Origin of the sequence: Acidisoma cellulosilyticum, from assembly GCF_020621385.1 — a bacterium.
GTDB classification, from domain to species: Bacteria; Pseudomonadota; Alphaproteobacteria; order Acetobacterales; family Acetobacteraceae; genus Acidisoma; species Acidisoma cellulosilyticum.
Map to the genome: position 1 here is coordinate 1 of NZ_JAESVA010000025.1, position 12,011 is coordinate 12,011.

Genomic DNA, 12,011 nt, shown 5'->3' on the forward strand with positions numbered 1-12,011 from the left:
GTCCAGCAACTCATCTGGGATCGCAGGCGCTTTCCGTCGGGGCATCTGGGAGCCTCCTTTTTGGCGGATTTTGACCAAGGAAGCAAAATGGGCATCGACGACTATCTGTCTCAGGTAATGTTCGTACTTTCCCGGCCTCGTGTTCCAGGAATAACCCGCAACGCTCATCAGATACAAGGTAATGTCATGTTTGATGATAAAAGCTCGCTGGTGGTGTTGCCACGGGTGGCAATCCCCCGAAGACTGGTCCACTTCATATGTAGTTAACCTGACCGCAACAGCTCGACCCGCTGCGCAACTTGAACGCTCCGCGCGCCGGCCCGTTGTTCCCACCGCGCCACAAGGCGTAACCAACATCGAGACTCTGGTCCGCGCCGGATGAAAGATCAGGGGCAGGTCAGTGAAATTTCATCACGAATCATTCGAAGCTGAAGCAGGAAGGCATCTATATTATGATTAAGTAGCAGAGGTATTAGAAGATCAACTATCTCGTCTTGAAGTTCCCACCAAGCTAGTAGCTGTAGCTCAGAAATAACATTCTTTTCAAATCTATACCTAATAACTCGCCCAGGGTTTCCTACTACGACTGCATACGGCGGAACGTTAGATGTTACTATTGCCTTGGCACCGATAATTGCACCATTGCCAATAGTAATGCCAGAGCCTATAAAGACATCCGAGGCAATCCATACATCGTTCCCTATGACAACGTCTCCTTTGCTAATATGGTCATCAGCATCCGGCGGAACATGCTCCCAATATTCGGCTAAGACTTTAAAAGGGTAAGTGGTCATTGTGTCAGATCTGTGATCGCCAAGTACAATTTTTACACCATTAGCTATTGAACAATATTTACCAACGGTAAAATTTGCGAGATTCTCTTCAATAACCTCAGGATTACCATAAGTATGCTCACCGATAGACCATCCATAGTGAGCTATTTGTTGAGCAAAGACTTCTTTGGTTTTGCTGTAGCGAAGAGTACTTTTTAGTTCCGTTAGGCTAAATGGTGAATCACTGCCACACAGTCGATAGCCTTGACCCTCAAGCTTTCCATTATTGCCTTTCCCTAAAACAAACTCAAAAGCCAACTGTCCGGTGGCGTGTAAAAGCTGAAGCCGGTTATTTTGAATATCCCAAGACTTTATATTTTCTTGAATGGCACATTCAACTGCTCCCCCAGCCAGTAGCTTGATACGTTGACCGATTTGTGCATGTGATAAGTCACGCAAAAGCCAAAGCCGATTCTGAACCTGGTCGAAGGTAAGATAATTTTTAAAAGCCATTTCGCTCATCGTTGCTATCCCTATTTTCGAATGCCTGTCTATGAAATGTTGTGGCTCTACTGTTGGCAGAGCAATTTTAAGTGAATAATAAAATTTCTCTGCGAAAACCAGATCATCGTTTAAGCATAAATCGCCACTTGAATAGCTGCGCTGGAGTTATGCCGTGGCGCCTCGCTATTTTGCTTGCTGACTCGTTGGAAAAAAAGCTTTCTTCAACGATTTCCAGTTTTTTACTGTCCGGCCAATACCGTCTTTGGCGCGGTTTTAAGTTTCGAGTGTTTCTTTCATCATCTTTTTTATTTATCGCGTTTTCTTGCGGACTAGATTTGAGATCACCTTTGGCGGCTAGTCGCCGCCAGCTAAAAATTTGATTTGGGTTTATGCTGTATTTTCGGGCTACAGAGCTAACTGAAGATCCAAATTGATGTGATTCGTATACAACTTTAAGTTTTTCTGCCTTGGACCAGTTGCGTCGGCCTTTAATGGAAATGCCTGTTTCAATCTGAGTTAAAATGACAAGAGATTGTATAGATTCTTCCCGCCTTTTTTCTAGCTGGGCCATATCAAAGAGGCCTTTGGCTGAAAGTTTACGCCAAAGAAACAGTTGATTTTTGTGGAGGCCATGTTTTACTGCAACACTGGCTATTGAACTTCCCGGGCGATAGGTTTCAACAACGAAGCTCAATTTATCTGCAGTTGACCATTTTCTTCGGATGCGGGAATGCATAATTATATTTTACATAAAATTCGTGATAAAATTCAACCGATAATTTATTTGTTGATAAAGAAACAATAAATTACTTGTAAATTTTTCATAAAAAGCATCACCTTTTAGCAGTAGAAAAGAAAATTTTCTGGAAAATAAAGCCGATGGTTATAAAATGGGGGGTTTAAATTCACATTTAGTGATTTTACACAGCCCTTAACGCTCGCAGATAATTTTCACTGCGTGCGTAGTTGGCATTCTTCGGCGCAAGCTTGAGAGCCTGTTCCACGGACAGAAGGGCATTCGCGGTGTCGCCATTGGCCTGCAGGACATTGGCGAGCTGGTAGTGATTCAGCGAATCGGCCGAATTGGCCGCGACCGCACGGCGCGCGAATTCCAGCGCCTGCCCGGCTTCGCCCCGGCGCAGCGCAATATCGCTCAGCCGTCGCAGCGCGCCGGCATCGGCGGGCGCGAGATCCACGGCGGTCTGGCCAGCGGTCATGGCCGCAGGCAGGTTACCGGCATTGAGGTGAAGATTGGCAAGATGGCCATGGGCCGAGGCTTCCCCCGGCGCTTCCTCGGTCGCCTTGATCGCCCAGGTGAGAGCGGCGCCAATGTCCTGTCTGCGCATCGCGATATCGCTCAGACGCTGCAAGGGTAGGACCACCTGAGCGGGCGTCGCGGCAATGGCATGCGCCTGCAGGAACGCGGCCTCGGCCTCGTCCAGCCGGTTGGCCTGGAGGTGAAGCGTGCCGATCTGCTGAAAGCCGGCAGGATTGGATGGAAAATCCTGCACCATGCGATCGGCCCAATACAAGGCCCCCGGCTCGTCGCCACGCCGGTTGAGACTATGGCTCAGCCGGCTATGGAAGGCCGGGTTACCGCCCGCGACGGCGGTTGCCTGCGTAAGGGCCCCTTCCGCTGCGGCGTCATCGCCACGTGCGAATTCCAGCGACGCCAGCTGGTTGTAGTTGTTGGGGTCGTTTGGATCCGTTTCGATGGCGAGCTGCAACCATGTCGCGGCCTGGGCTTCATCGCCGCGGCGCAAGGCCACATCGGCCAGCCGGCGCAGAAGCGGCACATTCGTCGGCGCAATTTCGAGGGCGCGGTTCAGCGCGATCTCGGCTGCGCCCAGATCATCCTGGCGCAAATGCAAGCTTGCCAGATGGTTATAGACCGCGAGATCGCCCGGCTGCGCGGCGATCGCCCGCTCGGACAAGGCAACAGCCTCGCCCGGTTTATCGAGGCGCATTTTGAGATTGCTGAGCCTGAGCAGAAGGGCGACGTCGGCCGGCGCGAGTTCGACGGCAAGGGCGAGCGGTGCCTCGGCGGCCTCGGTCTGATTCTGGCGTATCAGAAGGATCGCCTGATGGTTGTGGTTCGCCGCATCGGTCGGGTGCATCGCAATGGCTTTGGCGGCCCAGTCCATCGCTTCACCTTGCTCACCGGCACGCGAGGCGAGATCGCTCAACCGCCGCAGATGGACGGGATTGCCGGGGGCGAGTTGGGCAGCGCGGTCCGCGGCCTGACGAGCTTCGGCCAGCTTCTCCTGCTGCAGATAGATCCCGGCGATATGGGCATGGTTATCGGCATCGAAGCGATTGGCGGCGACGGCGCGTTCCGCCCAGGCCAGTGCGTCGGCTTGAGCCGTTTTCTGCTGCGCCATCTGGCTCAGCCGGCGCATCAGAAAGGCGGCATCGCTCGGCTTACCGGCTTGCGCGACCACCGCTTCCAGCGCGGCATAGGCATCGTCACGCGCGCCGCGCGCGCTATGCATGCTGGCCAGATGATTATGGTTCTGGAGATCGACAGGGTGATCGGCGATGGCGCGCTCGGCCCAGGCAAAGGCGCCGTCCCAATCCCCTCGGCGCATCAAGGTATCACTCAGGCGACGCTTATGTTGGGCTGCGGCTGAATCCAACGAAACGGCCAGGAGCAGCGCTGCTTCCGCGGCCGTGTGATCGCCGGCGGAGGCAGCCAGACGGGCTTCGAGATCGTAGTTGGCCGGGCCATCGGGCTCGGTCTCGCGCGCGCGCCGCGCCCAGACGCGGGCGGTGTCGAGATCGCCACGGGTGGCTTGGAATTCGGCCATGCGCCGCAGCGCCGGGGCATTCTCCGCCGCCGCATCGATCGCGGTCAGGATCGACGCTTCCGCGCCGTCGAAATCCCCATAGCGTTGCTGCAGGTTGGCGAGGAAAAGATGACCCTGACCTTCTTGCGGCCTTAGCTGCGCCGCACGCTCCGCCAGGGCGAGTGCGTCGTCGCGGCGGCCGAGATGAACCATGATATCCGCGAGCCGGCGCAGATATCCGGCATTGTCAGGCCTGATCTCGACGGCACGGACAAGAAGCTCGGCCGCGTCGGCGTATTGCCCGCAGCGTGCGCAAATTTGACCGAGATGGGCGTAACTCTCGGCGTCCGCAGGGTCCGCCGTCACGGCCTGTTCCGCCCATTGCCGCGCTTCCTCGGGCTTTCCTTCCTCCCAGCGCATGTCGCTGAGGCGGCGCAGAAGCCCTGGATGCTCCGGATTGAAATCCAAGGCCCAGCTGAGCAGCTGCTCGGCTGTCGCGACATCGCCGTTGCGGATCAGTTCGGCAGTCGCCCGCAGCGTCATGGCGGGATTGGTCGGGTCGACGCTTGGGCCGGTGTAATCGCTCATCGGTCAATCAGTTCCATGGTCTGGATCGGGTGGGCGTTGTCGGCGATGCTATGACGAAAGACGCTCTAGCTGTCAGGTTGTGAGAAGTCATTGGCATATTCCATAATATCGTCGACGTCACTCATGATGTTTTCGTCCGCTGCCGACGTGCATTGTCGGTTTCTGAGGCGTGGTTTTTGTTTCAGTCGTTCGTCGACTTTTGACGCTGGTGACAGCTCGCCGAGAACACGCTGCCGACGCTGATTGTACGCTTGGTTGAACCCGTGCAGGAGTGTCTCAAGATCAGCATGGTTGGCGACATTGATCGGAAGAACCTCGGCCGCGATACGCCCATTGAAGCGTTCGACCATACCGTTCGTTTGTGGCGAGTAGGCGCGTGCCCGGCGGCGGTTTACACCATCGTCTTGGCAGGCCTTTTCGAAGGCATCGGCGGTGAAACACGAGCCGCGATCTGTCAGCACGTGGGTCACCCGGAAAGGAAAGGCAGATTTCACCGTCGTGAGGAAATCAACAGCGTTTTCGGCATTCTCGGCATCAAAGATTGCCAGATGAACGTAGCGGGAACAGCGTATCCGTCCGGTGGGCGCCGTTGGTGACGGTCAGGCTGCGGAGATTTCCTGAGCTTCCGGGCTCCAGTTCCAGGGCAGCAGCTCGTGGAGTTTGGAAGCGGGATGGTCACCAATGCGACGCAGGACGTCGGCGAGCCAGGCCCGCGGGTCGACGTTATTCAGACGTGCGGTGACGATGAGGGAATACATCGCGGCCGCGCGCTCTCCGCCGCGGTCTGATCCGGCAAATAGCCACGCTTTCCAGCCCAGGGCGATGCCACGAAGCGCACGTTCTGCTGCGTTGTTGCTCAAGCAAATACGCCCATCGTTAAGCAAGCGGCTGAAGCTCTCCTACCGTTTCAACATATAGTCCATGGCCTTGGCGACATCGGCATGTCACGAGAGCTTGGCCCGTGTCGTGCGCATCCAGTTTTCCAGATCGACCACGAGCAGCGCGATCGTTTTCTGGCGGGCGGCACATCGCCGATCGGCGGATTGGCAGGTGATCTCGCGCTCCGCCGTGAAGATGGTGTCGATCCGCCGCACGGCTTCGACAGCCAACGGCGCCTTGCCCAGGTCCGCGAGCTCGAAGAACTTACGGCGGGCGTGAGCCCAGCAGCCTGCCTCGGTGGCCGGCCCAGGTTGGCGCGCCCCGTCGTAAAGGCCATTGAATCCGGCATAGGCATCAGCCTGCAAGATACCCCACCATCCGGCGAGGTGCGGGAGGGGATGAGCCGCGGTGCGGTCCGGCGAGTAGCGGAACAGGGCTGCTGGCTTAGCGTCCCCGCCGAAGGGTCGGTCATCGCGCACATAGGTCCATAATCGGCCGGTCTTTGTCTTACCCTTGGCCAGCACCGGCACCATCGTGTCGTCGCCATGGATGCGAGCCGCCGCCAACACATGGGCTCTGATCAGTACGACCAAGGGTGCCAGCGTGACAGCGCAGGTACCGATCCAGTCAGCCAGCGTCGAGACATCCAGCTCAATGCCCTCGCGCGCATAGGCTTCACTCTGGCGATTGAGCGGCAAATGGTCAGCGAATTTGCCGGTCAGCACCATGGCCAGCAATTCGGCCCCAGCCCACCCGCGCGCTATCGGGTGGAAGGGCGCGGGTGGCTGGGTGATCGTCTCACAGGACCGGCAGCTCCACTTCTCGCGGACAGTCTGGATCACCTTCCACTGGCGGGGCACGACCTCCAAGGTCTCGGTGATTGCTCTCGTCGAGCTTCGCGAGCTTTCCGCCACAGCATGGGCAAGCCGTGGGGCCAGGTACCACCACCCGTTCTCGGGGCAGATCGGCGGGAAGCGGGCCGCGTACGGGGCGCCGACGAGTAAATCCACTGACATTATCCTGTTCAGCAACCTCGACCTGTGCGGCATCCTCGCTGGCTGCGGCTTCCAGCTCCTCGAGTTCAAGCTCCGTCTGATCCAGCAGTTTGCGGCCGCGCTCCGACGATGCGCCGAAGCGATCTTGACGCAGCTTGGCGATCAGAAACTTCAAGTGAGCCACCATCGCCTCGGCGCCGCTAGCGCGGGCCTCTGCCTGACGCCGCGCTGATTGCTCGGCCGCCAATGCGGCACGCAAGGCGGCGACCTCATCCGATGCGGGGGCTGCGTCCTGGCTCACGCGAGGATTCAACCATAATCCGGCACGCTTGTGTACTGTTATCCGGCCGCTTCCGGCCGATAAGTCCGCTGCGGATTCCGCCAGTCTATTCCCTCAAGCAAATAACCAAGCTGGGCTGCGGTGACCGGCACCACGCCGTCGGCAGGCGACGGCCACAGGAAGCGGCCGCGCTCCAGCCGCTTGGCGGCTGGAGCGCGGCCGCTTGGCATAAAGCGACATGCCGAGGCCATCGTGCCAAAGCACCTTGATCAGGTCGCCGCGTTGCCACGGAACACGTAAAGATCTTCAGCGTGAGGATCCCGGCGAAGGCCTTCTTGAACAAGCAGCGCCAGCCCGTTCATGCCACGCCGCATGTCGGTGGCGCCGGTCGCCAGCCAGACCCGCACGCCGGAAGGAACAGGGATCATCCCCGCAGAACCGTCAGCACGCGCCGCAGCGCAGCCGCACTAACATCGCTACCAACCCGAAGGGTAGTGCCATCCGAAAGCCGGATCTCGATTGCGCTGTCACTATTTGCCTCAGACCTGCCGCCGTGCGCCGGTGCGAGCGGCATGGTGTCCGGTGCGATGCGCATCGGCGGAAAACCGGCGCCCGTATACGCAGGGCCAAGCCGTCGGCGTGCCTGGCGGCGCCAACCCCATAACAAACTGCGACTGATGTCATGCCGCCGCGCTACCTCGGCGACAGAGGCGCCTGGCGTCTCCAATTCCGCGTAAGCATCGCGGCGTGAGCACAGGGCCTCGGTTTGACGGGCGGGAGCGTGACGGAGTTAGGGGCGGTCGATCATCACGCGGCCATGGTGGCGGTCGTGGCTTGGGCTTTCCGCGCCTTCCAGTTCCACGGTAGCAGACTGTCCAGTTCGTTCGCCTTGGTGCGTCCTGAGACGACACGTTCCAAGGCGTCTGTCAGACGCCGTTCAGCTTTGCAGTGGCGATCAGCGTCATTGCGATCGCCCAGTGGCGGGCGCCGCCATCGCTGCCCGCAAAAAGGGCATTCTTTTGATTAAGCGTTACCGGACGGATCGCGCGCTCGACAACGTTGGTGTCCATCTCGATGCGACCGTCGTCGAGGAAGGCTACCAGGCCGGGCCAGTGACGCAGCGCGTCGCGCATGGCCTTGGTGAGGTCGGAACTGCCTGGCAGACGCGGCAACTGCTCCTCGAGCCAGGCGTGCAGAGCCGTCACGATCGGCCGACTTCGGGCATCACGCACCGCGTGCCGATGCTCGGCCGGAGAGCCACGGATCTCGGCCTCGATCTCGTAGAGACTGGCGACCTGTGCCAGCAGTTCCGCCGCCACGGGCGATTTGGTGGAGGCGTAGAACTGGTAGAAGGCGCGTCGCATATGCACCCAGCAGAAAGCCAACCGCACCGAGCCGTCAGCGCGCTCGCCCGCCAGCCGCTTGAACCCGTCATAGCCGTCCACCTGCAGCACACCGTCGAACCCGGCCAGATGCGCCCGGAGCGGCGGCCGAACTGGTGGCGGCTCAAGCGCTGGATCAGCAGACGCAGTCGGTCATTCTCGGCATGCAGTTCGCCCTGCTGCTGGAGCACGGTCCGCAGCATCTGTTGCAACAGCGCCGGGTCGTCCGGCAGGGCATTGGGGTCGATCTGCACGCGGCGATGATGAACGAGTTCGCCGTGTCGGATCCAGAGACAATGTCGACAAAGTGCTAGATTTATCCAGCTAGTTCCGGCCGTCGCGGCTTCACCGGTGCCCGCCATTCACAGCCATCGAGCAGCGCCGCCAATTGCGCCGGCGAGAGTTGAATTCGTCCCGTCGTGGTGACGGTCGGCCACGCGAACTGGCCGTATTCCAGCCGCTTCATCAGCAGGCACAGACCGATCCCATCATGCCAGAGAAGCTTGATGAGCCCGGCACGGCGGCCTCGGAATGCATAGACGGCGCCATCAAACGGGTTCTCGGCAAAGCTCTCCTGCACCAGCATTGCTAACCCGGTCATGCCGCGGCGCATGTCCGTCACTCCGCAGGCCAGATAGATGCGCAGCCCGGATGCCAGGGTGATAATCGCCACCTCAGCGCATCCAGCACACGCCGTAGTGCAGCACGGTCCACCTGCGCATCGATGCGCAGGTGGATGTCACCCGGCAGCACGATCTCCATGCGCCCGGCGGAGCACGCGGCTGCCCGCACAGCCGCCACATCAGGTGCCGGTGCGACAGGCTCGATGGTCAGCGCCGTGGCCGCAACCTCCACCGTCGCGAACCGCGGAGCGGCCTGCGTCAGTACCGCTGACCGCACGCCAAGCACCTCCTGCCGCCATGTGTAAAGCTGCCCGGAGCTGATGCCGTGTTTGCTCGCAACCTCCGTCGGCGTCAGGTCCGGGCCGTAGCTCTCGGCGACGATGTCGCGCTTCTGCTCCAGAGTCCAACGCCGACGCCGTTCGACCCCGGTGATGATCTCCACCCGCGCACTCCGAGCGCTCCTACGATTGGTCGTATGACTGCTCTCATCCGCGGCAATGATGTCAGGCGCTTCGTCCATCCGCGTTTTGCATCACAGCGTTCAGGCGCAACGCAATGTGGCAGTGCCGCGACGCTTACAATTCCGCCAGGACCCGCGACTTCTCTTCAGGCCGCCATCGCCGCCGCCGCCCAACCCCAGTGATGATCTCCACCGCTGATCCCATTCCTGTCCTTAAGGACGTTCTTAAGAGCGCCCTTAAGATCACGGGGGTCATTCAACGCTGCAAGGCGGCACTCACCGGGCGGATACGGAACAGCGGTCGATAGCGACGTAGAGATAGCGCTTGCGCGTCTCTCCGTTAGCAGTTCGCAGCTTCGGCAAGTGTTTTATGTCGATATGGACGTAACCCAGGTCATAATTCCTGAATTTCCCTTTACCGTGGACTGACTGCGCGAAACCTCCTCCGGCCGCCAGCCTGGATTTTTCTTGCCGATGAACTCGCACGGAGCTCGAAGCTCGGCAACGGCTTGTTGTCCACGGGGCCAGTGGTATCGTAAGAGGCAGAGGTTTTAGGGCACGTTCACTCCTTTTAGAAACAAAATTACACAACCTCGAGCCGGATAAAGATCTCTGTTAGTCTAACCTATTTTATCAAAAAACCCAGTTGTGCTAATTGACTAGGAGTACCAATGTCATAGTCCAACTGGTAACTCGTTATTTCACCGGGACCAAAAGAAGCCTTTTGCTCTGGATGCAATTGACTATCAACAACCTCAGAATGCCATTGAACACCACCACATTTTTTTCCATCATCGCACGTCACGTGGGGACGAAACCTTACAAAGCCATCAAATTTCTTTGATTTATCGACCGTATGAATTGCAACTGCAATGTCCTTTCCATGTATTTTCCACACCATAACCACATAAGAAATAGGTTTGGTAGCAACCATGCAATCTTCCTCTTGACAGACAACGTTCCTAACTTCGCCACGAGGTGTCTTTGACAAGTCCTGGTAAGGATAAATTGGCCCAAAAATATGATCATCTTCTGGGATATAAATCCTTAAATCTCTATTTTCCGGCATGAAATAAATTCCATAATCAAATTGAAATCTTTTCCAATCGGTTTGAAATTTATGCCTAACCGAATAGCGATAAAGTAGACGAGTTATATGAGACTTATCGTTTAAGAAAATCTGCTGTGACTCCAATGCGAAGCGCCCATCTCCAAACCTAACGCCTGTGTTATAGCAGGGGCTGGTGTTTTCTGATAACTTTGGGTTAGCTCCTAACGGGCGATAGTCATTAGAATACAACGGTAACCAAGTTAACTGTGTAAAACCATTGGGCGAGTAGCCGAGAGGGGCTTCATATCCCCACACTCGAGCACTGTTACCCGCTGCTTGGTTGAAGTGAATTATTTTACCCGATACCGCGTTAGTTCCCCCCATGCTAATCTGCCAAGCGGCGCCACCAGCACTACGGGAGTCAATTAAATTTACGGGAAAATTAGGATCTTGGGGATTTATCAAGTCAAGAGCAACGATTACGTCTCCTATTGTACGATTGATTCCAACTTTGACCCAAGCATCCGATCCTTTAAACAACAAAGTATCTGTGGGTAGCATCTGATTGGGAACGCCGGCAATATTACAATGTAAAGTCTCGCTCGTATCCAGTGACGCATCAGAAAATAATTTTGTCTGCTTATAAATGAAAGTAAGAATTTTATTTTGATTTGGAATTATTTTTACTAAGATACGATTTTGTTTAGACCCATCGGAGCGAGGTGGGAACTCAATAATTTTTTTCTCACAGTCCATACATCCTGATACATCAACTGAGAGCCCGTCGGGAACCTGAACTCCAATCTCATACAATCCACTCGGAAGTGTTATGGTAGCATCAGCTTGAGTTGCCCCAAAACTAGGGCCATAGTCTCTGGACACGAAACGATAATTTGAAGAAAGATTTTCTAATTTTCGAATAGAGATTGAAGCGCCAGGATTGACAAATGGGCCGCCATCATCAGTAAATTTTCGGATACTGATACTTCCGGGCATTATATTTTTCGAAGAGTCTTCAATAGCTGGTATTTTCCCTGATTCATTTTCGGCAAATAATGGCTTTGATAAAAAAACAACTGCCAATATAACGACAAGCAACATCGCTGCTGAAAAATTGACAGCCTGCCAACACTTCATGGCATTTTTGGCCTTGGAGATAAATTTTATCGGCATTACAGATCCGCCTTCGAAGAAGCACAAAAATGTATCTTAGCCGTCTAAGAGTTGATGCTCAAGTTTCTGCGAAGTATGAGAATCTTAGCATTAAAAGGCTGCGCGAGCTTCAATGTCGCATGATAGGACATGTCCCAACGCACGAGAAATTCTTCTGTAAATATTTCGACAAAATAGAATATTTTTGCTGCTCCTCAATTTTTGGACAGTGCGACCTCACCAATTGAACTTGCTTTGAGAGCCATGAACTCCTGAGGGATCGATAGCCGAGCGCCCGGTGCGGGTGCAATGCGTTGTAATGTTCAAACCACACGGGCAGCGATTGGACGACGGTCGTGGCGTCTGGCTTGGGATTGAAGACCACGTAGTCGCGTTTGAAGGTTCGCACAAAGGCTTCGGCCATACCGTTGAATTGTAAGCGGTCGTTTTTCTGCGCGTAGCGAAACGGGTGCGAACGACATGACAACGGAAGCTGTGAGACAGCTTTTGTAGGTAATGTCATGTTTAATGATAAAAG

General features: G+C 56.1%; 9 protein-coding genes and 7 pseudogenes. 3 read left to right on the forward strand and 13 right to left on the reverse strand.

Annotation, left to right across the window (positions count from 1 at the left end; translation table 11 throughout):
• Both ACELLULO517_RS27975 and ACELLULO517_RS27980 read left to right on the forward strand, forming a co-directional pair.
• A partial coding sequence (locus ACELLULO517_RS27975) for a hypothetical protein (protein WP_227310818.1) occupies positions 1–267 on the forward strand: 267 nt, incomplete at its 5' end.
• A pseudogene (locus ACELLULO517_RS27980) lies at positions 224–382 on the forward strand (IS3 family transposase); the annotation flags it as partial. The gene ACELLULO517_RS27975 and the pseudogene ACELLULO517_RS27980, both read left to right, overlap by 44 nt.
• 4 nt (positions 383–386) lie before the next feature.
• On the opposite strand, the gene ACELLULO517_RS27985 reads toward ACELLULO517_RS27980, so the two are convergent.
• From ACELLULO517_RS27985 to tnpC (ACELLULO517_RS28030), 8 genes and pseudogenes are all read right to left on the reverse strand, one after another.
• Positions 387–1,295 (reverse strand): CatB-related O-acetyltransferase, encoded by a 909-nt coding sequence (locus tag ACELLULO517_RS27985; RefSeq protein ID WP_227310810.1) that lies wholly within the window; start codon positions 1,293–1,295, stop codon positions 387–389.
• 103 nt (positions 1,296–1,398) lie between these two features.
• Positions 1,399–2,013 carry a transposase gene (locus ACELLULO517_RS29150; RefSeq protein WP_406566306.1) on the reverse strand — a complete coding sequence of 205 codons (615 nt, stop codon included), beginning with the start codon at positions 2,011–2,013 and terminating at the stop codon, positions 1,399–1,401.
• A gap of 184 nt (positions 2,014–2,197) precedes the next feature.
• Entirely contained in the window at positions 2,198–4,651 is a 2,454-nt protein-coding gene (locus tag ACELLULO517_RS28005) for a tetratricopeptide repeat protein (protein WP_227310811.1), read from the reverse strand.
• 65 nt (positions 4,652–4,716) lie between these two features.
• Positions 4,717–5,220 (reverse strand): annotated as a pseudogene (locus ACELLULO517_RS28010) (integrase core domain-containing protein); the annotation flags it as partial.
• A gap of 30 nt (positions 5,221–5,250) precedes the next feature.
• Positions 5,251–6,826, reverse strand: a pseudogene (gene tnpC, locus ACELLULO517_RS28015) (IS66 family transposase).
• Positions 6,827–6,864: 38 nt separating this feature from the next.
• Positions 6,865–7,233: pseudogene (gene tnpB, locus ACELLULO517_RS28020) on the reverse strand (IS66 family insertion sequence element accessory protein TnpB).
• Positions 7,230–7,532, reverse strand: coding sequence for an IS66-like element accessory protein TnpA (tnpA, locus tag ACELLULO517_RS29155; protein WP_227310812.1), 303 nt, complete (start codon positions 7,530–7,532; stop codon positions 7,230–7,232). Before tnpA (ACELLULO517_RS29155) ends, tnpB (ACELLULO517_RS28020) begins: the two are co-directional and overlap by 4 nt.
• An 80-nt stretch (positions 7,533–7,612) precedes the next feature.
• Positions 7,613–8,283 (reverse strand): annotated as a pseudogene (gene tnpC / locus ACELLULO517_RS28030) (IS66 family transposase); the annotation flags it as partial.
• Positions 8,284–8,303: 20 nt separating this feature from the next.
• Here tnpC (ACELLULO517_RS28030) and ACELLULO517_RS28035 point away from each other — a divergent pair.
• Positions 8,304–8,501, forward strand: a complete 198-nt coding sequence (locus ACELLULO517_RS28035; protein WP_227310813.1) for a hypothetical protein — start codon at positions 8,304–8,306, stop codon at positions 8,499–8,501.
• 2 nt (positions 8,502–8,503) lie between these two features.
• Here the strand turns inward: ACELLULO517_RS28035 and tnpB (ACELLULO517_RS28040) are convergent, their stop codons facing one another.
• The 5 genes and pseudogenes from tnpB (ACELLULO517_RS28040) to ACELLULO517_RS28060 form a co-directional block, all read right to left on the reverse strand.
• Positions 8,504–8,860 (reverse strand): IS66 family insertion sequence element accessory protein TnpB, encoded by a 357-nt coding sequence (gene tnpB / locus ACELLULO517_RS28040; protein ID WP_406566307.1) that lies wholly within the window; start codon positions 8,858–8,860, stop codon positions 8,504–8,506.
• Positions 8,806–9,330: an IS66-like element accessory protein TnpA gene (gene tnpA / locus ACELLULO517_RS28045; protein WP_227310814.1), complete on the reverse strand. Its 525-nt coding sequence runs from the start codon at positions 9,328–9,330 to the stop codon at positions 8,806–8,808. The genes tnpB (ACELLULO517_RS28040) and tnpA (ACELLULO517_RS28045) overlap by 55 nt, the downstream gene beginning before the upstream one ends.
• Positions 9,331–9,561: 231 nt before the next feature.
• Positions 9,562–9,690, reverse strand: a pseudogene (locus ACELLULO517_RS28050) (IS481 family transposase); the annotation flags it as partial.
• A gap of 205 nt (positions 9,691–9,895) precedes the next feature.
• Positions 9,896–11,494 carry a hypothetical protein gene (locus ACELLULO517_RS28055; RefSeq protein WP_227310815.1) on the reverse strand — a complete coding sequence of 533 codons (1,599 nt, stop codon included), beginning with the start codon at positions 11,492–11,494 and terminating at the stop codon, positions 9,896–9,898.
• A gap of 250 nt (positions 11,495–11,744) precedes the next feature.
• Positions 11,745–12,011 (reverse strand): annotated as a pseudogene (locus ACELLULO517_RS28060) (integrase core domain-containing protein); the annotation flags it as partial.